The organism is Rhodococcus sp. Z13 (genome assembly GCF_025837095.1).
Classification (GTDB): domain Bacteria; phylum Actinomycetota; class Actinomycetes; order Mycobacteriales; family Mycobacteriaceae; genus Rhodococcus; species Rhodococcus sacchari.
This window is the reverse complement of sequence record NZ_CP107551.1, coordinates 851,814-877,674: the sequence shown is the minus strand read 5'-3', so window position 1 is coordinate 877,674 and position 25,861 is coordinate 851,814. Positions and strand designations below refer to the sequence as shown.

Here is a 25,861-nt window from a genome sequence, read left to right as displayed (position 1 = left end):
CACGAGGGGTGTCCCTCAAGGCCGGATACCCGGCCGGAACTTCGGAACCCGCATGCTGACCTTGGTCCCGGCGCCCGGCGCGGTCTCCACCACCAGCCCGTAGTCGTTGCCGAAGGCGGCCCGCAACCGGTCGTCGACGTTGGCGAGGCCGACGTGCGCGGACTCCCGCACCCCGCTGCCGTGCTCGCTGTCGGCGACGGCATCGAGCATGCCCGAGCGCAGCAGTTCCGGGTCCATGCCGATGCCGTCGTCCTCCACGCTGATCACGCAGTCGGTGCCCTCGTCGGCGGCGGTGATGGTGATGCTGCCCGCCCGGATGTCCTTGCCGGCGATGCCGTGCCGGACCGCGTTCTCCACCAGCGGCTGCAACGCCAGGAACGGCAGGGTGACGTTGAGGACCTCGGGGGCGATCTGCAGGCGCACCTCGAGGGCGTTGCCGAACCGGGCGCGTTCGAGGGTCAGATAGCGGTCGATGTTGCGCAGTTCCTCGGCGAGCAGGGTGTACTCCCCCGCGGTGCGGAACGAGTACCGGGTGAAGTCGGCGAAGTCCAGGAGCAGTTCGCGGGCCCGGTCCGGGTCGGTGCGCACGAACGACGCCACCGTGTTGAGCGCGTTGTAGATGAAGTGCGGGCTGATCTGGGCGCGCAGCGCGCGGAGTTCGGCGCGGTCGAGGCGGGCGCGGGAGGCGTCGAGTTCGGCCAGTTCGATCTGGCTGCACGCGTACCCGACGACCTCGGTGAGGACACCGAGCATCGCCGGTCCCGGATCGAAGGTGGTGACCACCCCGAGCACCCCGACCACCCCCGCACCGTCGACGATGAGCGGCTGCGCGACGAGGGCGCGGGCGGCGACCTCCTCCGGTCCGCGCTGCAGACTCGCGTGCCCGACGAGCACCCGCCGCTCCCCCTCGATCGCCCGGACCGCAGCGGCCCGCATCTGCTCGGACAGGCCGGGGAACAGACCGTGCCAGGCGAGCCGCTCGCCCTCGGCGTCGAAGATCGCCACGGCCTGCGCCCCGGTGAGGGTCTGCAGGTGCGGGGCCGCCTCCTGCGCGGAGGTCGCGTCGAGGCCGCGGCGCAGCGGGCGGGCGGCGAGCGAGGCGGTACGCAGCGTGTCGTGCACGGCCCGCTCCGCCGGGGTCGTCACCACCTGGCGGGTGCGCAACCACACCGCGGCGATGGCGGTGGCGAGGAGCACCGCCACGACCGCGACGACGGCGACGAGTGTGCCGGTCACCGGAGAGCGGCCCGAACGGGCGGGGACACGACCCTGGCGGGTAGGGACACGGCGATCATGCGACCACGCTACGACGGACCACGCCGGAGGACGCGGATCTCGGGGACGAGGACCGCCCGGGCCGTTTCACGGTGGTCAGGCTACCCTTCCCTTTCGATGCCATTCATTCGTTCCCGTTCCGGCAGCACCGCCGGTGGGCTCGCTCCGCACGCGTCGTGGGCCGCCTCCACCACCGGGTTCGGAGCCGAGGAGAACCCATGACCGACCGAACCGTCCCCGAACGCTGGATCCGGGTGGTCGAGGAGCGACGGGACGCCGTGGCACTGGCGACCCCCGACACGACACTGACCTTCGCCGAACTCGACGCCGCCGCCCGCCGGTGGGTGGCGGAGCTGACCCGCCCGAGGCCGGCATCGTCGTGTCCCGCCGCCGTGCTCGTCGATGCCGGCGCCGAGTCGTTCGCGGCGATCGTCGGGGTGCTCCTGTCGGGTCGCCCGCTGGTGGTGCTCGACCCGGCGCTTCCCGAGGACCGGCGCGAGCGCATCCTGTCGCTGTCCGGGGCGGAGATCCTGCCGTCCGCACCGACCGCCGGGACCCCGGCTCCGGAACTCCCCCGCCCAAAGCCGCGCGACCCGGCGATCCTCGTCTTCACCTCCGGTTCGACCGGCGCCCCGAAGGGGGTCGTGCACACCCACCTGAACTGGATCAACCAGGCGGAGGAGGCCCGGCTCGCCTTCGGGCTGTCGCCCGCCGACCGGGTCGGGATGCTGCTGCCCGCCAGCTTCGGGGCCGGTCTGGACGTCGTGGTGATGGCGTTGCTCAACGGCGCCGGGCTGTACTACTGGGACCCGCGTACCGCCGGACTGGACGGGCTCGCGGCGTGGCTGTCCCGCCACGACGTCACCACCGCGCACTGCACCCCCTCGTTCCTCCGGTCCTTCGTCGCGCATCTCGACAGGGCGCATCTCGACAGGGCGGGCACGGACGGGCCGGCCCTGGCAGGCCTGCGCCTCGTCACCACCTGCGGTGAGCCGATCCACGGGAACGACGTCCGCGCCCTGCGCCCTCATCTGTCGTCCGACGCGGTGTTCTCCAGTTGGTCGGGGTCGTCCGAGACCGGGCATCTGGCCTTCAATCCCTATCCCCCGGAGCGTCCGCTCCCCGCCGGGGTCGTGCCGGTGGGGTGTCCTGCGGCGAACAAGTCGGTGACCGTGGTCGCTGCCGACGGATCGCCCGTCGCACCGGGTGAGGACGGTGAAGTGGTGGTCACGTCGCGGTTCATCGCGACCGGCTATCTCGGTGACGTGCCCGGCACCCTGGCGAGATTCGTGGCCGCGCCGGGTGGCGCCCGGAGCTACCGGATGGGCGACCTCGGCCGATTCGACGAGGACGGTTCCCTGCACCTGCTGGGCCGCCGCGACGACAGCGTCAAGATCCGCGGCTATCTCGTCGAACCCGCCGAGGTCGAAGCCGCTCTGCGCTCGCTCGAATGGGTGGTGGACGCGGCGGTGCTCGCCGACCGCAGCGGCACCGAGCCTCGTCTCGTCGGTTATGCGGGCGTCGACCCGTCGGGGTGGAGCCCGTCCACGTCCGAGGTCCGGCATGCGCTGAGGGCGACACTGCCGGCGTGGATGATCCCGCGCGACATCGTCGTCCTGGCCGAGCTGCCCCGCACCGAACGGGGGAAGGTGGATCGCCGGAACCTGCCGGCTCCCCCGCCCCGGCCCCCACGTGAGCGACTGCGCGGTGCGACGGAGGCCAAGATCGGCGAACTCTGGTGCCGGATCCTGTCGTTGCCCGAGGTCGGGAGCAACGAGGACTTCACCGAGCTGGGCGGCGACTCGCTCGCGGCCGTGACGATGCTCCGCGAGGTGGGTGACGAGTTCCTGATCGAGCTCACCTCGGCGCAGCTCGCGGAAGCCCCGACCATCGCGCAGCTCGCGGCGATCGTCGACGACGCGGTGGCACGACGGCCCCGAGCCGCCACCGGTTCCCTGGTGCCTCTCCGGAGGGAAGGGGCGCGGACGCCGATGTTCCTCGTCGCCGGTGGTGGTGCCCCGGCCGCGAGCCTTCTGCACCTCGTTCACAACCTGCCGGACGACGTCCCGGTGTACGGGCTGCAGGCACACGGTCTCGAGAACCGGGGTCTCGCCGACCGATCCGTGCGGGCCAACGCCCGCCGATTCGTGCGGCTGGTGCGGTCGGTCCGGCCCCATGGTCCGTACCGGCTGGGAGGACATTCGCTCGGCGGCCTGATCGCCCTGGAGATGGCGGCGCTGCTCGAGCGCGACGGCGAACGGGTCGACGTGGTCTTCGCCCTCGACACGCTGCTGGTGCCGGAACTGGTCGCCCGCCTGACCGGAGACCGGCCGGCCGGGCGCCGGGCCCGCGGTGTCGTGCTGCCCGCCCGCACCAGAGCCGAAGCACCCGAACTGACCAAGCCCCTGTTCGAATGGATCCAGGGCGCGGTGGTCCTGCAGGCGCTCATGCTCACCGCGGGACTCGTCCGCCTCCCACCATCCGTCCAGTGGACCGTGTTCTTCGAACTGGGAAGCCGGTTCGTCCGGCACCACCGGCCGACGCCCTGGTCCGGCACGGCCGTGCTGATCCGGGCCCGGGACAATACCGACCCGGAGGAGGCGTGGCAGCGGCTCGCCCCCGGCGACCTACGGCAGCACACGGTGTCCGGTGACCACTGGTCCATGGTCCGCCAATCGCACGTGGCGGAAACTGCAGCGGTGATGACCTCGTACCTCGCCGAACTCGACGGCCTCATCCCGGAGCCGGGCACGAATCCGGGCACAGGAGGAACTCCATGACCACCGCCGCCGTGATCACCAGCTACGACCCGGGCGACGACCTGCTGGACACCTGCCGGGCCGTCGCGTCGCAGGTCGACAGCGTGATCGTCGTCGACGACGGTTCGCGCCGGGACGTCTCCGCCCTGCTCGACACGTGCCGGTCCGAGGGATGGACCGTGCTGGAACAGGGTGCGAACACCGGTATCGCCGCCGCACTGAACCGTGGGGTGGACGAGGCGCTCGCCTCGGGCGCCGACGCGGTGCTCACCCTCGACCAGGACACGGTCCTCGAACCCGGTTACGTGCAGCGGATGCATGCGCATCTGGGCCTGGCGCGGTCGCTCGGCATCGACGCCGCTCTGCTCGGGCCGAGCAGCATCAACGGCGGGATCGCACCCTTCTGGTACGCGACCGAGGGTCTGACCATGGCGTTCGAGCCGATCCAGTCGGGGTTGCTGATCCCGCGGGAGGTCTTCGACCGGATCGGCGGGTTCGAGGAAGGCCTGTTCATCGACTGCGTCGACACCGAGTTCTATCTGCGGGCCCGCGCCGCCGGGATCCCTTCGCTCGTGACACCGGGCGCGCGCATCTCCCACCAGTTCGGGCGCAGCACCCGGTGGATCCCGCCACGGCTGCTGCGCCGCCTGGCCGGTCCCCTGCGCAACGGCTTCGACTTCATCGAGGACGCGCCGTTCCGGCACTACTACATCGCGCGCAACCGGACGATCATGTACCGGCGGTACTGGCGCACCGAACCGTTGTGGTGCGCGGTATCACTGGTCAAGGACGGGCTGGCCCGGGGCCGGGCCATCGCGATCGGTTCCCGGCGGCTCGTGCGTCTCAGGCTGACCGTGGCCGGTTTCCGCGCGGGTCTGCGCGACGAGTCCGGACGCATCCCCGACCGTCTCGCCCGGCTCGCCGCGGGTCGGTCGTGACGATCGCCCGTCACCGCACGGCCCCGGTTCAGCCCGGCAGCGCCGCCTTCCGGTAGCCCCGCACGAGCGGACGCCAGAACAGGACGAACAGTCCGATCGACCAGCCGAGCAGCGCGACTATCGCCCCGGTGTCGGGGGTTCCCAGGGCCAGCGAGCGGAGGGCGTCCACCCCGCAGCTCAGCGGCTGGTTCCGCACGATCGGCTGCAGCCAGGTGGGGTACACCGAAACCGGCGCGAACCCGGAGTTGAACAGCATGAGGAGATTGGTGCCGATCGCGATCCACTCGACCAAGGTCGTGCGCTCGCTGAGCAGGGCTGCGGAGGTGACCACGGTGGAGAAGGCCGCACCGTAGAACATCGCGAGGGCGAGCATCGCCACCAGCGCGAGGGGCCCGCCCTCGATGCGGAATCCGAAGGCCGCACCGACGAGGAACACCAGGCACGCCGTGACGAGCGCGCGTATCGCTTCGGCCGCGAGCCGGCCGACGATCACGGCGCTGCGATGGACCGGCATCACCCAGAATCGGCGGAGCAGTCCGCTCTCCCGTTCCCGGCGGAGACCGAGGGTGGACGCCGAGGCACCGGACATGGCCCCGACGAGAGCGACCATCGGCACCAGGGCGTAGATGCTGTCCTGCCCGGAGTGCGCGCTCACCGAGTCGCCGAGCACGATCCGGAACATCGCCACGAGCACCGCGGGATAGATCAGTGCCTGCGCGAGCGTGGCAGGATCGCGGGTCCACTTCAGGACGATCCGGTAGCACTGGGACCCGCCGTAGGTGATCATCGACCGCCACGACGCCGCCGCGTACTCGCGGTCCCGGGCACGGAATCCGAGTGCGGTCACGAGCGTCTCCTCTCCGCACGGACGGCGAGCGGAACGACGACGACGGCGATCGCCACGGTCCACCAGAGTGCAGGAGCGACGACCGACCAGGTGGCGGTGCCGTCGGCGATGGCCCGCATCGCGGTCGCGAAGTGCGAGATCGGCTGGTTCCGCGCGAAACCCTGAGCCCACGACGGGAACGCCTCCTCAGGCACGAACCCGGTGGAGAACAAGCCGAGGACGAGCTGGGGCAGGAACATCGCCTGGGCGGTGGCCTCCGGATTCCTCGTCAGCGAACCGATGGCGTCGGCGCCGAGCGACAGGACGAGAACGAACGCCATCGCGAGAGCGTAGAAGGCGAGGGCCTGACCGATCCCCCCGTGGAACCGGAATCCCAGGAGCGTTCCGAAAGCGACGGACGCGAGGACGGACAGTGTGGCCCGAAGGGCACCGGCGGTCAGGCGTGCCGCAAGTGGCGCGCCCCGCACGATCGGCATCGTCCGGAGACGCTTCGTCATGCCCCGCACCGATTCGAGAGCGGAGCGCTGTGCTGCCGCGGTCGCGGTGAACGCCATGGCCTGCAGCACGATGATCGGCATGAGGAACTGGGCGTAGTCCACACCGTAGTCGGCGACGATCCCCCGCAGCGGCAGGTAGAAGCCCAGCGCGAAGACACCGGGAACGACGATCGCAGGGAGGAACTCCCGTTCGACGGCCATCGACCGCACGATCCGCTCGGTGAGCGTGAACCACTGCCCGAGGAACAGCGCCGCACCCCGGTGGCGAGCGGGGACCCGGACAGCGGTCACTGCTCCTCGCCCTCCCCGCCCCGGCTACCGGTGAGGGCGAGGAAGACGTCGTCGAGGGAGGGGCGCCGCAGCGACACGTCCTCGAGTTCGATCCCCGCGCGACGCGCCCGGTCGATGACCGTGCCGACGGTGTCGACACCGTCCGCCGCGACCACGGTCAGGGCGTTCGCGTCGTGAGCCGGCACCGTCGCATCGAGGTCGGCGAACTCGTCGGCCAGACGCGCGAGATCGCAGGTGTCGCGCGGCACGATCTCGCACCGCCGCTCCCCCACCGTGGCCTTCAGTTCGTGCGCGGTCCCCTCCGCGACGACACTGCCGTGGTCGATCACGACGATGCGGTCGCTGAGGACGTCGGCCTCCTCCAGGTACTGGGTGGTGAGCAGGGTCGTGATCCCGAGGGAGCCGAGTTGCTCGACGAGGGACCACACGTACTTACGGCTGCGCGGGTCGAGACCGGTGGTGGGCTCGTCGAGGAAGACCACGGACGGTTCGACGACCAGGCTGCATGCGATGTCCAGCCGCCGGACCATTCCTCCCGAGTAGGTGCGGGCCTGCCGGTCCGCGGCAGCGGCGAGATCGAATCGTTCGAGCAGCTCGTCGGCTCGCAGCCGCGCGGTACGTCGGCTCAGACCCATCAACCGACCGAAGAACTGCAGGTTCTCGCGTCCGGTGAGGCTGTAGTCGATCGCCGAGTACTGGCCCGTGGTGGCGATGACACGCCGCACGGCATCGGGATCGTCGGCAACGTCGTAGCCGGCGACGGTGGCCCGGCCGGAGTCGGCGACGAGCAACGTCGACAGGATGTCGACGGTCGTGGTCTTGCCTGCGCCGTTCGGGCCGAGAATTCCCAGCACGGTGCCCGCCTCGGCGCGGAACGAGATGTCGCGCAGGGCGTGGACGTCACCGAACGATTTCGACACGCAGTCCACCACGACCGCGTCGGTTCGTGTCATCACACTCCACAATCAGTTCGGCACGTGGTCCCGATGCGGACCTGCGAGCGACCTCCGTCCACCGAGGTCACCTCAGCTTAAGTTAGCCTAAGTCGTACCCGATCCCGGAGCCGGCCAAGTGCCGAAAGTCCCTAATCAGGCAAGGCGAACGCACCCGAATGACGCACGACCCACAGCGCGACGAGCCGCGCGGTGACACGCACGACGTCGGCTCCGAGCCGTTCGTGCTCTCCGCGGCCCAGCGGAGCATCCTGTTCGCCCAGCATCTCCTCGGTTCCGTCCCCCTGTCGATCGCCCAGTACGTCGACCTGAGGGGCGACCTCGACTTCGAACTTCTCCGCAGGGTCGGCACCCGGGCGGCGCACGAGTTCGGCACGGCGCTGCTGCGGCTCGTGCCCGGCGACCCGGATCCCCTGCAGGTCGTCGACCACGGGTTGCTCGACGAGATGCGTTTCCGCGATCTGCGCGGCGAAGCCGATCCCGAGGCCACCGCGCACGCCTGGATGCGCGCGGACACGGCGGCCCCTCTCGACCTGTTCGAGGACCGTCTGATCGAGGCGACGATGCTGCAGATCGCCGATGACCGCTGGTTCTGGTACTGCCGCATGCACCACGTCGCTCTCGACGGTTACGGCGCGATGGCGCAGATGACCCGCGCGATCGAGCTGTACAACGCCGAATGGGAAGGCCTGCCGGCACCCGTTTCCCGGGCCGGGGCCCTGGAGGCGATCGTCGCCGACGAACACGCCTATCGCGCGTCGTCCCGGTTCACCCGCGACAGGGAGCACTGGCGCAGCCGGGTCCGCGACCTGCCCGTGCCCGTCCGCGTCTCCGATCGTGTCGCCCCGCCCGCGGCCTGCCCGCTGACGGTCGGCCGGGCCCTGCCCCCGGATCTCGCTGCGGCCCTCGACGAGACGGCGGCCGCGCAGCGCACCACACTCGCGGCGCTCGTGGTCGCCGCGACCGCCCTGTACCTGTCGGTCGTGTGCGACACCGAGGACGTGACGCTGAGTCTGCCCGTCTCGGCTCGGACGAACGCCCTGCTGCGCCGCTCCGGCGGCATGGTCTCGAACGTCGTCCCTCTCCGGCTGCACATCGGCCCCGACACCACCGTGGGGGAACTGCTCGCCGCCACCACCGTGGAGCTGACCGGGGCCCTGCGCCACCAGCGGTACCGCGCCGAGGACATGCACCGGGACAGCCCCGACGCGCCCGCGTTCACCGATCCCGGCAGCCGCGGTTTCTTCGGCCCGGCGGTCAACCTCATGATGTTCCACCCGGAGGTAGCGCTCGGCGCCGCCACCGGCCGCTTCCACGTGCTGTCCACGGGCCCGGTGGACGATCTCGCGGTCAACGTCTATCCCAGCATCGGCGGCAGCGAGTCCCGCATCGACCTCGAGGCGAATCCCGCGCTGCACACCGAAGCCGAGCTGGACGGCCGGCTCGACCGGCTGTTCGCGTTGCTCTCCGATCTGGCCGGGCCGGCCGACCGCCCGGCCCGCGCCCTGCGGATGGTCCGCCCGGAGGAACACGCCGCGCTCGTCCCCGCACACGGACCCGAAGCCCCCGACCGAGCGACCCTCGCCGAGATCTTCGCGGCGACGGTCGCCCGGCACGATCTGCGCCCCGCCCTGCGGCAGAACGGGGACGATGTCTCGTACCGGGAACTCGACGAACGCGCGAACCGCCTCGCCCGCATGCTGATCGCCCGAGGGGTCGGGCCAGAGGTGTTCGTGGCGGTGTCACTGCCCCGCGGTGTCCGGGCCGTCGTGGCCACCCTCGCGATCGCCAAGGCGGGTGGTGCCTTCGTCCCCGTCGATCCGGCACTGCCGTCCGACCGCATCCGGACCATCCTCGAGGACTGCTCGGCCGGCATCGGCCTCACCGACACCGACCACGTCGCATCGCTCCCCGCGTCCGTGTCGTGGCTGGCCCTGGGCGCCGAGACGCTCCGGGACGAGTACCTGGCGTCGTCACCCGCCCCGCTCACCCGGACGGAGCTGCGCGGACGTCCGCGTACCGATGCCGCCGCGTACATGATCTACACCTCCGGTTCGACCGGTGTCCCCAAGGGTGTGGTGGTCCCGCATGCCGGTCTGGCGGCCTTCGCCGCCGAGCAGCGGCGCCGTTACCAGCTGCCGCCCGAGGCCCGGACGCTGCAGTTCGCGTCCGCGAGCTTCGACGCGTCGGTGCTCGAACTCCTCCTCGCCGTCGGTGCCGGGGCCTGCGCGGTGACCGTCCCGCAGGACGTCTACGGCGGGGATGCACTCACGAATTTCCTTCGTGCCGAACGGATCACCCACGCATTCCTCACTCCGGCCGCGCTCGCCACGGTGGACGAGACGGCGGTTCCGGACCTGCGCACGGTGATCGTCGGGGGTGACGCCTGCGAGGCGGAACTCGTCCGGCGCTGGGCGCCCGGCCGACGGATGTTCAACGCCTACGGGCCGACCGAGTGCACCGTCATGGCCACCGGAGTCGGGCCGATGTCGGCGGACGAACCGGTCACGATCGGCGATCCGGGCACCGGGATCCGCGTCGTCGTCCTGGATTCGCGGTTGCGTCCGGTGCCGGTCGGGGCACCGGGTGAGTTGTACATCGCGGGGCCCGCGGTATCGCGGGGCTATCACCGGCGGCCGGCCCAGAGCGCCGCGGCCTTCGTCGCCGACCCGTACGGACCGCCCGGCAGCCGCATGTATCGCACCGGGGACCGGGTCCGCTGGGACGACGCACACCGCCTGCACTATCTGGGCCGCACCGATTTCCAGGTCAAGCTGCGAGGCTTCCGCATCGAACCGGGTGAGATCGACGCAGTGCTCGGCACCCATCCGGCGGTCGACTTCGCGGTCACCGTCACCCGGCGCCGGACGGACCGCAACGACACCCTGGCCCTCGTGTCGTATGTGCTTCCGGCACGGGACTCTTCCACCGCGCCCGCGGATCTCGCGGCGGCCCTGCGGGAACACGCCGCCCGCAGCCTTCCGCACCACATGGTTCCCGCCGCCGTCACGGTCCTCGACGAGCTCCCCCTCACCACGGCGGGTAAGGTCGACCGGCGCGCACTTCCCGAACCCGATTGGCCCCACGAGGAATTCATCGCCCCGACATCGGAAACCGAGACCCTCGTCGCGGACGTGTTCCGGAGCGTCCTCGGAGCGGACACCGTCGGGGCGCACGACAACTTCTTCTCCCTCGGAGGGAACTCGCTGTCGGCGACCCGCGTGGCCGCCGAACTGGGTGCAGCGCTCGGAACCACGGTGGCCGTGCGCACCGTCTTCGAGGCAGCGACGGTGTCCGCCCTCGCCCGGCGTCTCGACGAGACGCAGGACGATCCCGCACGACCGCCACTGGTCCCGGTCCCCCGCGACACACCCGTCCCGGTCTCGCCCGCCCAGCACCGGATGTGGTTCCTCAATCGTTTCGACGGCGCCTCCCCGGCCTACAACATCCCGATCGCGCTCCGGATCCGGGGCCAGCTCGACACCGGCGCCCTCGCCGCGGCCTTCGACGATGTGTCCCGCCGGCACGAGATCCTGCGCACGAGTTATCCGGACAGCCCGGACGGCCCGATCCAGCTCGTCCACCCCGAACCGGTCTTCGCGCCCGTCCTGGCCGACATCGCCGAGGACGCCCTGCCGGACCGGCTGCGGGAGATCGCCGCGACCCGATTCGACGTGACGAGCGAGGTGCCGGTGCGGGCCGAGATCCTCCGGCTCGCCCCGGAGGACCACGTCGTGGCCGTCACCCTCCATCACATCAGCGCCGACGGCGCCTCGCTCGCGCCCTTCGCACGCGACACGGCGATCGCCTATGCCGCGCGATCCGGCGGTCGCACACCGGAGTTCGTGCCCCTGCCGATCCAGTTCGCGGACGTCACGGTGTGGCAAGACCTCCTGCTCGGCGACGAATCGGATCCCCGATCGGTGGCGGCCCGGCAACTCGAGTACTGGCGGAACCGCCTCGCGGGCCTGCCTCCCCGGCTCGACCTGCCCACCGACCGGCCGCGGCCGACGGTGGCGTCGATGCGGGGCGGTACGGTCGACTCCGGTATCGACGTGGAGACCTTCGCCGCGGTGCGCCGTCTCGCGGCGGACACCGGCACCACCCCCTTCATGGTCGTGCAGGCGGTGTTCGCCGTGCTGCTCGCACGTCTGAGCACCCGCACCGACATCGCCGTGGGCACCCCGGTCGCCGGACGGGTCGATCCCGCACTCGACGACCTCATCGGCATGTTCGTCGGAACCCTGGTGCTGCGCACCGAGGTTCGTCCGGGCGAGCGTTTCCGCGATCTCCTCGAGCGGGTCCGCCGGGACGACACCGAGGACTTCGCACACGCCGACCTGCCGTTCGAGCGTCTCGTCGACGCGCTCGCCCCGACACGGTCGGCGGCCCATCATCCCCTCGTGCAGGTCGGTTTCTCGTACCAGAACCTGCCGTCCACCGACCTGAAACTCGCCGGCCTCGACGCCGAGGTACTCGACCTCCCGCTGGGCGTGGCCAAGTTCGACCTGCATCTCACCGCGGTGGAGGACGTCCTGGACTCCACGCGGACCCACCTGCGGCTGCAGTGGGATCACGCGCTGGATCTGTTCGACGCCGACACCGTCCGCATGACGGCCGAACGCTTCGAGATCGTGCTGCGGGAGGTGCTCGCGCACCCGGACACGGTCGTCGGCGACATCGACCTGCGCACCGCAGCCGGCTCCCGGATCGCCGCCCGGCTCGACGGCGACCGGACGGACCTCCCCTCGGTGACACTGCCCGAGCTCCTCGCCGACCAGTGGTCCCGCTCGCCGCACGCGCCGGCACTCGTCTTCGACGACCACAGCCTCGACTACGCCGGATTCGCTTCGCGCGTGGTCGCTCTCGCACAACGCCTGATCGAGACCGGGGTTCGGCCGGAGACCCGTGTCGCGGTCGCCCTGCGCCGCGGGCTCGACCTGCCGGTCGCCCTGTGCGCGGTGCTCGTCGCCGGGGGCGCGTACGTCCCGATCGATCCCGATGCCCCCGGTGAACGCACCGCGCACATCCTGCGGTCGGCCCGCCCGGCCTGCGTCGTGACGACCTCGGACGTCGCGGCATCGCTGCCCGGCGACCTTCCCGTGGTCGACGTCGACACCGAGGGTGTCGCCGAAGCCGTTCCGGCGCCCGTGATTCCGGAGACCGGACTGCGACCCGGCAACACGGCCTACGTGCTCTACACCTCCGGATCCACCGGCGTCCCCAAGGGTGTCGCGGTCTCCCATGCGGCGGTCGCCGCTCAGTTGCGGTGGAAGAAGGCGGAGTTCCCGATCTCCGTCGGCGACACCGTGATGCTCAAGACCCCTGTCGGATTCGATCTGTCGGTGTGGGAGTTGTTCTGGCCGTTGATCAGCGGGGCACGGCTCGCCGTCGCGCACCCCGACGATCACCGCGACCCGGCGCGGGTCGCACGGGCGCTGCGCCGGTACGGCGTCACCACCGCCCATTTCGTCCCGTCACTGCTCGATGCCCTGCTCACCGTGCCTGGCGCTCTGGACGAGACCTCCCTGCAACGGATCCTGTGCATCGGTGAGGCACTCACCCCCGGCACGGTCGAACGGGTCCGCAGCAGCACGGACGCCGAGATGTTCAATCTGTACGGCCCCACCGAGGCCGCCGTCTCCGTGACCTCCTACCGGTGCTCCGAACGCGAGGCGACCACCGTGCCCATCGGGCTGCCGGTGTGGGACACCGATCTGCTCGTCCTCGACGCCCGACTGCATCCCGTCCCGGTGGGTGTGGTGGGCGAACTGTATCTCGCGGGCCCCCAGCTGGCCTCGTGGTACGAAGGCCGCCCCGATCTGACCGCCGAGCGCTTCGTCGCCCGGCCCAGCGTCGCCCGCACTCTCGACGGCACCGCCCCGCCGGTGGGTGACCGGATGTACCGCACCGGCGATCTCGTGCGGTTCGGGAAGGACGGAACGCTCGAGTACGTGGGCCGGAACGACTTCCAGGTCAAACTGCGCGGCCAGCGGATCGAACTCGGCGAGGTGGAGGCCGCGCTGACCCTCGACGACCGCATCGCCCAGGCGGTCGCCGCGGTGCACCGCGACACGCTGGTGGCCTATGTCGTCCCCGCCGACCTGCCGGGAGCGCTCCCCGTCGACGACGTCCTCGCGGATCTGTCCCGGCGCCTGCCCGGCTACATGGTGCCGGCCACCCTCGACGTGCTGCCGGCCCTGCCGATGAACGTCAACGGCAAGATCGATCGCGCTGCGCTGCCCGAGCCGACCCTGCGTCTCCGCACCTACCGGGTGCCCGAGACCGAACTCGAGCAGGCCGTGGTCGGTGCGATCGCGGCGGTTCTCGGGATCGACGAGCACGGCCTGGGCACGGACGACGACTTCTTCGCCGTGGGCGGGAACTCACTCAGCGCGACCCGCGTGACCGCGCGGCTGTCCGAGGAACTCGACGTCGACGTCCCGGTCCGGGCGTTGTTCGAGGCCCCGACCGTCCGGGCCCTGGCCGCGTGGATCGACGGTGTGCGCGGGCGGTCGGCGCGGCGTCCCGCGTTGACGGCCGGGCCGCGGCCCGAACGGGTGCCGCTCAACGCCGCCCAGTACCGGATGTGGCTGCTCAACCAGCTCGATCCGTCCTCGCCCGCCTACAACCTCCCGGTGGCACTGCGGCTCGACGGCGGGCTCGACCTCGACGCCCTGGCCGCGGCCTGGCGGGACGTGCAGACCCGTCACGAGTCGCTGCGCACCCGTTATCCCGACTCCGCCGGGGTCCCCGAACAGGTGGTCGTCGCTCCGGAGGACCTCCCGGCGCCGTCCTTCACACCCGTCGACATCGACACCACCGATCTGCAGGCGGAGATCCTCGCGGCCGCAGCGGCCGGCTTCGACGTGACCGCCGGGATCCCCGTCCGCACACGCCTGCTGCGCGTCGCGCCCGACAGCCACGTGCTGGTCGTCGTGGCCCACCACATCGCCGCGGACGGCTCGTCGCTGGCCCCGCTGGCCCGGGACATCGCCCTCGCCTACGCCGCCCGGAGCACCGGCGACGCGCCGCACTGGGAGCCGCTTGCCGTGCAGGTCGCCGATCACGCGGTGTGGCAACAGCGCCTCCTCGCGGACAGCACGCGCCTCGACGCCGAGACCGCCTTCTGGCGGGAGACCCTGCACGGTCTCCCCCCGCTCCTCGAGCTGCCCACCGACCACCCCCGGCCGGTCGCACCGAGCGGCCGGGGTGTCGCGACCCGGTTCACCATCGACGCCGGACTGCACTCGGCTGCACGAGAACTCGCACAACGGCACGGTGCGACCCTGTTCATGGTGGTGCACGCGGCGTTCGCCGTTGCACTCGCCCACTGGGGGTCGGCCTCCGACGTCGCCGTCGGTACACCGGTGGCCGGTCGTGGCAGCGCCGTGCTCGACGAGGTCGTCGGCATGTTCGCCGACACCCTGGTGCTGCGGACCCCGGTCGATCCGTCGTCGACCTTCGCCGAGCTGCTCGGCGAGGTACGGCAGCGTGATCTCGCGGCCTTCGACCACGCGGAGGTGCCGTTCGAGCATCTCGTCACCGAACTCGATCCGCCGCGCTCGGCCGACCGGCATCCGTTCTTCCAGGTGATGCTCGCGTTCCAGGACGCGGTCGCCACGTCCGCGGAACTGCCCGGCCTGCGCGTGTCCGCCGTCGATCTCGACCTACCGGTCGCACGGTTCGATCTGCACCTGACCCTGACGGTCGGGGCCGCCGACCAGCCGGTCGAGGCCCACCTGAGCGGGTCGGCCGATCTGTTCGACGCCGCCACCGTCGCGACGCTGTCCCGGCGGTTCACCGCGATCCTGCGCCACCTGGTGGAGACTCCGGAGACCCCCATCGGTGCGGTCGACGCCGGAGAGACCGGGGAACTCGACCGCCTCGCGGCGTGGGGCACCGGGGAGACCGTGCCGCTGGACGCCCGGTCGCTGCCCGATCTGCTCGCCGCCCGGATCGCTGCCGAGCCCGCGGCACCCGCTCTCACCGAGGACGACGGAACGACCCTGTCCTACGGCGAATTCGGAGAGCGCGTGGCCCGGCTCGCCCACCACCTGCTCGCTGCCGGTGCCGGCCCGGAGCGCATCGTGGCGGTGGCGCTTCCCCGCAGCGCCGACTTCGTGGTCGCGGTGCACGCTGTCGTGGCCGCGGGAGGCGCATACCTGCCGGTCGACCCGGCCTACCCCGCGGCGCGTATCCGCGAACTGTTCACCGCCGCCACTCCCGTCGCGGTGCTGACCACCCCGGAGCAGACGACGGTCGTCGCCGAGGCCGCGGACGCCGGGATCCGCGTCGTCGATCCCGCGGACGCGATCACCGGCGATGTCGCCCTGCCCACCGATGCGGACCGCCCGTCCCCTCTGCATCCGGATCACCCCGCCTACGTCATCTTCACCTCCGGGTCCACCGGCCGGCCGAAGGGCGTGACCGTCACCCACCGGGCGATCGTCAACCGGCTGCGGTGGATGCAGCACACCTATCCGCTGTCGGTATCCGACACGGTGCTGCACAAGACCCCGGCGACCTTCGACGTGTCGGTGTGGGAGTTGTTCTGGCCGTTGCAGGTCGGTGCCCGGTTGCTCGTCGCCGCCCCCGACGGTCACCGCGATCCCCGCTATCTCGGGGACCTCGTGGACCGCGAGGACGTCACGGTCGCGCACTTCGTCCCGTCGATGCTCGACGCCTTCGTCGCCGGCAGACCCGGAGACGGAGCCGCGCACCCGAGCCTGCGAACCGTCTTCACCAGCGGTGAGGGACTGCGGGCGGAGACCGCGACGGCGCTGCTCGCGGCGTGCGGCACGGAACTGCACAATCTCTACGGCCCGACCGAGGCCGCGGTGGACGTCACCCACCGCGCTGTCGTGCCGGGTTCCACCGTGCCGGGCACGATCGTGCCGATCGGCCTGCCGGTGTGGAACACCGGGACACGGGTGCTCGACGCCCGTCTCCGGCCGGTACCCGAGGGAGTGCGCGGCGAGTTGTACCTCACCGGCATCCAGCTCGCCCGCGGCTATCTCGGACGGCCCGATCTCACGGCCGACCGGTTCGTCGCCGACCCCGACGGCCCGCCCGGGAGCCGGATGTACCGCACGGGCGATGTCGTCCGCTGGCGGTCCGGTCCCGACGGCACCGATCCCCGATTGGATTTCCTGGGGCGCAGCGACTTCCAGATCAAGCTGCGCGGACAACGCATCGAGCTCGGCGAGATCGAGGCGGTCCTGCTGACCCGTCCCGACGTCGCGGCGGCGGTGTGCGTGCTGCGACACCATCCGGTGACCGGCGACCATCTCGTGGCCTACGCGGTGCCTGCCGGCTCCGCCGCACTCGACGGCGACGCGCTGCGCGTCGACCTCGCCGCGGCGCTGCCGGCGCACCTGGTGCCCTCGGCCGTCGCGATCCTCGATGCACTGCCGGTGGGCCCCAACGGGAAACTCGACCGCGCAGCCCTGCCCGAGGCGCGCCCCGAGACCGGTTCGGCGGGACGCGAACCCGCGACCGTCACGGAGCGCCGGATCGCCGAGATCTTCGCCCGCGAACTCGGGCTCGACCGGGTCGACCCGGACCGCAGCTTCCTCGACCTGGGTGGCAACTCGCTGGTCGCGACCCGCCTGGTCGCGGCGATCGACGCGGTCTTCCCCACCGGCCTGCGTCTGCGGGAGATCTTCGAATCCCCGAGCGTGGCAGCGCTCGCCGCCCGGATCGATTCCACAGCGCTCACCGACGCGCTGCCGCTCGCGCCGATGCCGCGTCCCGAACGGGTGCCGCTGTCGGCCGCACAGCAGCGGATGTGGTTGCTGCAGAACCTCGATCCCGCATCCTCGGCGTACACCATCGCCGCGGCCCTGCGGATCGACGGGCCGCTCGACACCGGCCTGATGCGCGCCGCGCTCGCCGACGTGAGCGACCGGCACGAGATTCTGCGCACCGTCTACGCCGTGACCGACGGGCAGCCGCACCAGGTGGTCCTTCCCACCGGGACGGCCGTGGCCGACCTCGAGGTCGACGAGTCGGGGCCGGACGATCCGGCGGAGGTCTTCGCGGTCCTGCGCACCGGATTCGACCTCGCGGAGCGGCCGCCGCTGCGGATCGGTCTCCGTCCTCTCGGTCCCGACAGTGCACTGCTGGTCGTCGCGGTGCACCACATCGCCGCCGACGGCTGGTCGCTGCGGGTGCTCGCGGCCGACCTGCTCGCCGCCTACGCCGCACGTGCCGCCGGGCACCGACCGGACTGGGATCCCCTCCCGGTCCAGTACGCGGACTACACGCTGTGGCAGCAGGCGGTCCTCGGGAACCCCGGCGATCCCGGCTCGCGACTCTCCCGGGAACTGGCGTTCTGGCGCACCACCCTCACCGGCGCGCCGGCCCTGCCGGACCTCCCGACGGACCGCCCCCGGCCCGCGACCGCGACGGGGCGGGGCGCCCGCGCGGCAACCGTGCTCGACGCCGACACCCACCGTGCGCTGGACGCCCTCGCGCGGGAACACGGCGCGACCCTGTTCATGGTGGCCCACACCGCCCTCGCGGTGCTGCTCTCGCGTCTCGGCGCCGGGCCGGACATCGTGATCGGCGCCCCGGTGGCCGGACGCCACCATCCCGCGTTGGCCCCGCTCGTGGGCATGTTCGTGCAGACGGTGGTCCTGCGCACCCCGGTCGACACCCGCCGGAGCTTCGACCGGTTGCTCGGGTCGGTCCGCGCGAGCGATCTCGCCGCCTTCGACCACGACACGGTGCCCTTCGAAACCGTCGTCGAGACGCTGGCTCCGCCGCGGTCGACGGCACACCATCCACTGTTCCAGATCACCCTCACCGTCGCCGATCCCGCACCGATCGACGAGAAGGGCGTCGAAGCAGCAGGTTTCACCGTGCACGAAGTGCCGTTCGACGCCGGGGTGACCCGCTTCGATCTCGAGTTCACGCTCACCCCGCGGCCCGACGGGTCGGCCGGCATCGACCTGATCTACGCGACCGACCTGTTCGACGCCGCCACGGCGGACACCCTGCTGGCCCGGTTCGCGACGGTACTGCGCAGTGCCGCAGAGGATCCCACACTCCCCGTCCGGAGCATCGACCTGAGCACCCCCGCGGAGAACGCCGCCCTCGAACGACTGCACACCCGCCCACCGGTGCCCGAGCGCAGCCTCGCCGACCTGCTCACCGGGGCGGGCCGGGCGGAGGACACCGCACTCGTCGCACCCGGACCGGTGCGCGTCGAACTCACCTACGGACAGCTCGGAGACCGCGCGAACCGGCTGGCGCGCCTGCTGATCGGGCGCGGACTCGATCCGGGTGACGTCGTCGCGATCTGCCTGCCCCGCAGTGTCGACCAGGTCGTGGCGGTGTGGGCCACCGCGCTCGCGGGCGCGACCTTCGTCCCCGTCGATCCCGACTACCCCGCGGGACGCATCGCCCACATGCTCGGCGATTCCGGCGCGCGGCTCTGCCTCACCACGACCGACCGGCTCACCGCACTCGCGGCGATCCGCCCCGAAGGACCCTGGCTCACCCTCGACGACGCCGGAGCCCGCACGGAACTCGCGTCCTGCGAGGGCGGTCCGGTGACCGACGCCGAGCGGTCCCGTGCGCTGTCGCTCGACGATCCCGCCTACATGATCTACACGTCCGGATCCACCGGTCTGCCGAAGGCCGTGGTGGTGACCCACCGCGGTCTCGCGGCCTTCGCCGCCGAGCAGACCGGGCGCTACCGGGTGGATCGCACCTGCCGGTCGGCGCTGTTCGCGTCGCCGAGCTTCGACGCCTCGATCCTGGAATTGCTCCTCGCGTTCGCGGCCGGGGCGAGCACCGTCGTCGTCCCGACCGGGGTCTACGGCGGCACCACTCTCGGTGACGTGCTCCGGGACGAACACGTCACGCACCTGTTCCTCACCCCGGGTGCGCTGCGCACCCTCGACCCGGACGATCTGCCCGAGGTACACACCGTGATCGTGGGCGGCGACGAATGCCCACCCTCGCTGGTGCGGGAGTGGGCGCCGGGCCGCCGCATGTTCAACGCCTACGGGCCGACCGAGTCGACGATCATGGCGACCGTCGCCGGACCGCTGTCCCCCGACGGCGAGGCCGTGCCGATCGGTGTCCCCGTCACCGGCACCCGGGTGCAGGTGCTCGACGACGCCTTCGGCGCCGTCCCCCCGGGCAGCATCGGCGAATTGTACCTGGCCGGACCGGGTCTGGCCCGCGGCTATCACGGCCGTCCGGGGCTGACCGCCACGACCTTCGTCGCCGACCCCGACGGCCCGCCCGGCAGCCGCCGCTACCGCACCGGCGACCTGGTGCGGTGGGACCGCGACGGTTCGGCCCTGTCGTACGCCGGGCGACGCGACAACCAGGTGAAGGTGCGCGGCTTCCGCATCGAACTCGGCGAGGTGGAACGCGCCCTGCGCGCCCACCCGGACGTCGAGTTCGCGCTCGCGCTGGGACACCGGGTCGATCCCGGTTCGCCCGACAGCACCGTCCTCGTCGCCTACGTCGGCACCGTGGACGGACGCACCGTGCCGCAGGACGTCCTGCTCGCCCACGCCCGCGCGCAGCTGCCCGGTCACATGGTTCCGGCGGCGATCACCGAACTGGACCGGATACCGCTCACCCCGGCGGGCAAGCTCGACCGCGACGCCCTGCCGGAGCCGCAGTTCGCGCCCGCCGAGTACACCGCGCCCCGCTCGGCCACCGAGCAGGTCGTCACGGAGGTGTTCGCGGAGATCCTCGGCGCCGACCGGGTGGGCGTGCACGACGCGTTCTTCGACCGCGGTGGCAACTCGCTCACCGCGACTCGCGCGGTGGCCCGCATCAACGACGCGCTCGGTGCCGGCCTCGAGGTCCGCGACCTGTTCGAAGCCCCCACGGCGGCGTTGCTGGCCGTACGTGCCGAGATCCGCGGGCCGGCCCGGGCCGCGCTCACCGTGGCCGAACGCCCCGACCGGATCCCGCTGTCGCTCGCCCAGCAGCGCATGTGGTTCCTCAACCGCTTCGACGCGGGCTCGGCGGTGGAGAACATCCCCGTCGTCCTGTGGCTGCGCGGCCCCCTCGACGTGCAGGCCCTGCGCGCGGCCGTCGGGGACCTCACCGCCCGGCACGAGATCCTGCGGATGTCCTATCCCGATTCCCCGGACGGACCGCACCAGCTGATCGCCCCGGTGGACGACTCCACGCCCGAACTCGTCGTCGACACCGTCCCCGAGGATCAGGTGTCGGCACGGGTGATGGAGGCCGCGCTCGCCGGTTTCGACGTCACCGCGGCACCCCCGATCCGGCTCGTGCTGCTGCGCGTCTCCGACCGCGCGGACGAACACGTCCTGGCCCTCGTCTCGCATCACATCTGCGCCGACGGGGTGTCCATGGGGGTGCTCGCCCGCGACACCATGACCGCCTACGCGGCACGGTGCACCGGTGAGCCACCCGCCTGGTCGCCGCTCGGTCTGCAGTACGCCGACTTCGCGCTCTGGCAGCGCGACGTGCTGGGCGACGACACCGATCCGGAGTCGATCGCCGGACGCCAGCGCACCTACTGGAGCGAGCGGCTGGCCGGCCTCCCGGACGTGCTGGATCTCCCCTCCGACCGGCCGCGCCCGGCGGTGCAGTCGCATCGGGGCCGGCGGCACGACTTCACGCTGGACGCCGACCTGCACGAGGCGATGCGCCGACGCGCCGCCGAACTGGGGGCGACGCCGTTCATGGTGGCGCACGCCGCGCTGGCGATCCTGCTCGCCCGCCTGTCGGGCACCCGCGACATCGTCGTCGGTACCCCCATCGCGGGGCGCGGCGACCGCCGACTCGACGACGTGGTCGGCATGTTCGTCGGCACCCTGGTGCTGCGCACCGAGATCGCACCCGGGGCAGACGGCCGCAGTGTCGTCGCCGCGGTGCGCGACGGCGATCTCGCGGCGTTCGGTCACGCGGACCTGCCCTTCGAACGGCTCGTGGAGATCCTGAATCCGCCACGCTCACAGGCCCACCACCCGTTGTTCCAGGTGGCGCTCTCGTTCCAGAATCTCGGGCCGATGTCCTTCGCTCTGCCCGGCCTCGACGTCGAGGTGGTCGATCCGGATCTGCATCTCGCCGAGTTCGACCTGCACCTGACGCTGGTGGACGACGGCAGCGGGGGCCCACTCCCGGCGCAGATCGTCTACGCCACCGACCTGTTCGACGAGGACACGGTCGCCGGTATCGCGGCCGGATACACGCGGATCCTGCGCGGGCTCGTCGACGATCCCGGTGTCGCGGTCGGCGACCTGCCGCTGACCGACGCCGCCGACCTTCCCGCCCTCACCGCACCGCCGAGCGTTCCCCTGCCGCTGGCGCACACCGTGCTGACCGCCGGCTTCGTCGAGCGCGCCCGGCAGTGCCCGGACGCGGTCGCGGTGGTCGAACCCGGGCCGGACGGTGCCCGCACCCTGACCTACACCGAACTGCTCGGCCGGGTCACCGCGCTCGCGCGCACCCTCGTGGCGGACGGGGTGGGACCGGACGTGCCCGTCGCGGTGGTGATGGGCCGCTCGATCGAGCAGGTCGTGGCGATGTACGCGGTCGTCGAGGCCGGCGGTGCGTACGTCCCCGTCGATCCGTCCCTGCCGGACGAGCGAATCGGCCACATCCTGGCCACCGCGCGACCGCCGGTGGTCCTGATCGATCCCGGCCGGACGCTGCCGGGGTCGGTGGCCGGTGCTGCCCGGGTCGTCCCGGTGGGTACCGCGGATCCTGCCGGTGCGGCCGCGCCGCTCACCGACGCCGAGCGGCGGGGCCCGGTGCGCGACGACAATGCCGCGTACGTCATCTTCACGTCCGGCTCCACCGGGGTCCCCAAGGGGGTCGCGGTACCGCATCGCGCGGTGATCCACGAACTCGAGTGGATGCAGCGCACCTACGCGCTCACCGGCGACGACGCGGTGCTGGTGAAGGCCTCCGCCGGTTTCGACCTGTCGGTGTGGGAGTACTGGTGGGCGCTGCGGACGGGTGCGCGGATCGTGCTCGCACCCGCGCACGTCCCGGCCGACCCGGCGGCCCTCGCCGAGCTGATCGGCCGGGAGCGGGTCACCACGCTGACCACGGTGCCGTCCATGCTCGAAGGTCTCGTCGACCAGCCGGTGTTCCCCGGTTCGCTGCGCCGGATCCTGTGCATCGGCGAGGAACTCGCGCCCGCACTGGCCGAACGTGCTCTCGCGGTCACCGACGCCGGCATCGACAATCTGTACGGGCCCACCGAGGCCGCCGTCAGTGTCACCCGGCATCCCGTCACCGGCCGGCCCGATCGCCGCGTCCCGATCGGCCGTGCCCAGACGGGGGTCGGGACATATGTCCTCGACGAGCGTCTGCATCCCGTCCCGGACGGGGTGACCGGTGAGCTGTATCTGTCCGGTATCCAGCTCGCGCGCGGCTACACCGCCCGTCCGGACCTGACCGCCTCGCGGTTCGTCGCGAGCCCGTTCGAACCGGGTGAACGCCTCTACCGCACCGGCGATCTCGTGCGGAGCCGCAACGGCGTGCTGGAATATCTCGGCCGCGGCGACCTGCAGCTCAAGCTCCGCGGTCACCGCATCGAGATCGGGGAGATCGAGGCGGTGCTCGGACGTGCACCGGGGGTGGACCTCGCGGCCGTCACCGTCGCCGATCCCGAGCGCGCCACCGCCCGCCTGGTCGCTTTCGTCGAGGGCACCGCGGTCGATCCGGCCGCGGTGACCGCACACGCCCGCTCCGTGTTGCCCGGTTACATGACCCCCTCACAGGTGGTGGTCGTGGAGTCGTTGCCGCGCAACGCGAACGGCAAGCTGGATCGGGCGCGTCTGCCGGAGCCACCGCGCCCGGAGAGCGCCAGGGTCGCGCCGCGTACCGATCTCGAGGCCACCGTCGCCTCGGTGATCGGCGGTGTTCTCGGTATCGCCGATCTCGGTGTCACCGACGACTTCTTCGCGCTCGGGGGCAATTCGCTCACGGCTGTACGGGTGGCCGCGCGGCTCCGGGAGGAGCTCGGACGCGAGATCCCCGTCCGGCTGGTGTTCGAGGCACCGACCGTCGCCGAACTCGCCGCCCGCATCCCGGCCGCGGGCGCCGCGACGCGGATTCCGCTCGGTCCCCGCCCGCACGAGCAGGAGTTCCCGCTCGCTCCGGCGCAGATGCGGATCTGGGCGGCCAATCGGGCCGACCCCAACGGGGACTGGAACATTCCCGTCGCGTTGCGGCTCGTCGGTGAGATCGACCCGGACGTCCTGTGTGCGGCCGCGACCGATGTGGTGGCCCGGCACGAGATGCTGCGCACCCGGTTCCGGGACGACTCGTCCGGTCCCGTGCAGTGGGTGGTGCCGGTGGAGGACGTCTCCGTGGTCCCCGCCGTGGTGCCGGTGACCGAGAACGAGCTCCCCACTGTACTCGACGAGTTCCTGTGGGCTCCCTACGATCTCACCGTCGACATTCCTCTGCGGATGCGCCTGTTCCGGTTGTCCGCGGACGAGCACGTGCTCGCGCTCGTGGTGCACCACATCGCCGCCGACGGCCGGGCGATGCTGCCGTTGTCGCGTGATGTGCTCGCGGCCTACCTCTTCCGCGCTGCGGGACAGGAACCACAGTGGCCGCCGCAGGGTGTGCAGTACGGCGACTACGCGGTGTGGAAGCACGAGGTGCTCGGCGAAAAGGACGATCCGGACAGCGAGTACGCCCGCCAACTCGGGTACTGGACGACCACGCTCGACCGCAGCGGACCGCGTCCGGCACTGCGGACCGACCGTCCCCGGCCGGAGCGATGGAACTCGCTGGGCGACACCGTCTCGTTCGAACTCGGTGCCGACGTCCACGCAGGTCTGCTGGAGGCCGCTCAGCGGTTGGGAGCCAGCCTGTTCATGGTGCTGCAGGCCGCCTTCGCGGTGCAGTTGCGCGAACGGGCGGAGTCCGACGACGTCACGGTCGCCACCGCGAACGCCGGCCGCGACGATCCGCTCCTCGACGATGTGGTGGGCAACTTCGCCGACGACCTCGTGCTGCGGCTGCGGATCGGGGCGGACACGCCCTTCTCGGAGGTCGTCGCGCAGGTCCGCCGGCGGTTGCACGAGGCCATGGCGCATCCCGACATCTCCGCCCCGGTGCTGCTCGAGGCTCTCGGTGTCGAACCGACGGTCGACGGCAATCCGCTGTTCCCGGCGACACTGATCCTCCAGCGCGCGGAGGTCTCCCGGAACGTCGAGCTACCCGGCCTGTCGGCGCGTCCGGAACCGTTCGACAACAGGATCGCCAAGCACGAACTGGAGATCGCGCTCAACGAGTACGTCGACGAGAACGGCGTCCCCGAAGGGTTGACGGGCACGCTCATCTATCCGACGGCACTGTTCGAACGGACGACGATCGTGGAGCTGGTGGAGAACTTCCGGAGCGTGCTCGAGGACGTGAGCGCCGGGCGGGATCGACAGGTGGAGGGGACGCAGTGAGACCGCAACGGCCCGGCATCTCGGTGGTCATCGCCGCCTACGACCCGCTCCCCGTGCTGGGGGTCCAGCTCGACGGTCTCGCCGAGCAGGACTACGACGGCCCGGTGGAGGTCGTGGTGAGCGACAATCGCGGTGACGAGAGGGTGCGCGAGTTCGTCGCCTCCCATCCCCTCGCCGATCGGATACCGGTGCGGTGGATCGACTCGTCGGGCACCGCCGGCACACCGCACGCCCGCAATGCCGGCACGCGGGCTGCGATCCATCCGCTCGTCGCCTACTGCGACCAGGACGACCGGGTGCATCCCGGCTGGCTCACCGCCCTCGCCGAGGCGGCCGCCGAGCACGATCTGGTCGGCGGACCGCTCGAACGCGACACCCTCAACGATCCGGTGGTCGCCCGGTTCCGTGCGCTGCCCGAACCGGATTCGCTTCCGGTGCTCGCCCGCTTCCTGCCGATCACCTTCGGCTGCAATCTCGCGATCTGGCGGGACGCCTTCGAGGCCGTGGGCGGGTGGGACGAGAGCTATCTCAACGCCGGGAGCGATGTCGAGTTCTGCTGGCGGGCGCAGACGCTCGGGTACTCGCTCGGTTTCGCTCCGGACGCGATGGTCGCCTATCGGTACCGCACCGGTCTGCGTGAGACATGGGACCAGGCCTGCGATTACGCGATCGAGGAAGCGGGGGTCGCGAAGCGGTTCCGGGCACCGGGCCGGCAGTGGTACTGGTTCTTCCTCCACCTCGGTGTCAGCATCGGGCTGGCTCCGGTGTGGCCGTGGGCGTGGAGTCGGGCTCGGCGGGGTGAGTGGTGCTGGGTGACCGGGAACCTGGTGGGCCGGATCCGCGGCAGCATCCGTCACCGCTATCCCTATCCGTGA

At 71.7% G+C, this 25,861-nt stretch carries 8 protein-coding genes; 4 read left to right on the top strand and 4 right to left on the bottom strand.

What is annotated here, in order from left to right; genetic code table 11:
* Positions 1–15: 15 nt before the first annotated feature.
* On the bottom strand, positions 16–1,236 hold the full coding sequence (locus OED52_RS04075; RefSeq protein ID WP_264153410.1) for a sensor histidine kinase: 1,221 nt from the start codon (positions 1,234–1,236) through the stop codon (positions 16–18).
* 257 nt (positions 1,237–1,493) lie between these two features.
* Between OED52_RS04075 and OED52_RS04070 the strand changes: the two genes are divergently transcribed.
* Together OED52_RS04070 and OED52_RS04065 are read left to right on the top strand one after the other, a co-directional pair.
* Positions 1,494–4,055, top strand: coding sequence for an AMP-binding protein (locus OED52_RS04070; protein WP_264153409.1), 2,562 nt, complete (start codon positions 1,494–1,496; stop codon positions 4,053–4,055).
* Positions 4,052–4,972: a glycosyltransferase family 2 protein gene (locus OED52_RS04065; protein ID WP_264153408.1), complete on the top strand. Its 921-nt coding sequence runs from the start codon at positions 4,052–4,054 to the stop codon at positions 4,970–4,972. The genes OED52_RS04070 and OED52_RS04065 overlap by 4 nt, the downstream gene beginning before the upstream one ends.
* A gap of 28 nt (positions 4,973–5,000) precedes the next feature.
* On the opposite strand, the gene OED52_RS04060 is transcribed toward OED52_RS04065, so the two are convergent.
* From OED52_RS04060 to OED52_RS04050, 3 genes are read right to left on the bottom strand one after another with little or no spacing between them, the layout of a single operon-like run.
* The gene (locus OED52_RS04060; RefSeq protein WP_264153407.1) at positions 5,001–5,819 is read right to left on the bottom strand and encodes an ABC transporter permease; all 819 of its coding nucleotides are present in this window, start codon (positions 5,817–5,819) and stop codon (positions 5,001–5,003) included.
* A complete protein-coding gene (locus tag OED52_RS04055; RefSeq protein ID WP_264153406.1) occupies positions 5,816–6,607 on the bottom strand; it encodes an ABC transporter permease in 792 nt (263 codons plus the stop codon). Before OED52_RS04055 ends, OED52_RS04060 begins: the two co-directional genes overlap by 4 nt.
* Positions 6,604–7,560: an ATP-binding cassette domain-containing protein gene (locus tag OED52_RS04050; protein WP_264153405.1), complete on the bottom strand. Its 957-nt coding sequence runs from the start codon at positions 7,558–7,560 to the stop codon at positions 6,604–6,606. The genes OED52_RS04055 and OED52_RS04050 overlap by 4 nt, the downstream gene beginning before the upstream one ends.
* Positions 7,561–7,718: 158 nt before the next feature.
* Between OED52_RS04050 and OED52_RS04045 the strand changes: the two genes are divergently transcribed.
* Entirely contained in the window at positions 7,719–24,986 is a 17,268-nt protein-coding gene (locus tag OED52_RS04045) for a non-ribosomal peptide synthetase (protein ID WP_264153404.1), read from the top strand.
* Complete coding sequence (locus OED52_RS04040) at positions 24,983–25,861, top strand: glycosyltransferase family 2 protein (protein ID WP_264153403.1); 879 nt, start codon at positions 24,983–24,985, stop codon at positions 25,859–25,861. The genes OED52_RS04045 and OED52_RS04040 overlap by 4 nt, the downstream gene beginning before the upstream one ends.

What these genes read in the sequence shown, in the direction of transcription:
- OED52_RS04070 (WP_264153409.1), top strand. Translation starts at nt 1,494, where the DNA reads ATGACCGACCGAACCGTCCCCGAACGCTGGATCCGGGTGGTCGAGGAG.
- OED52_RS04065 (WP_264153408.1), top strand. Translation starts at nt 4,052, where the DNA reads ATGACCACCGCCGCCGTGATCACCAGCTACGACCCGGGCGACGACCTG.
- OED52_RS04050 (WP_264153405.1), bottom strand. Translation starts at nt 7,560, where the DNA reads ATGACACGAACCGACGCGGTCGTGGTGGACTGCGTGTCGAAATCGTTC.
- OED52_RS04045 (WP_264153404.1), top strand. Translation starts at nt 7,719, where the DNA reads ATGACGCACGACCCACAGCGCGACGAGCCGCGCGGTGACACGCACGAC.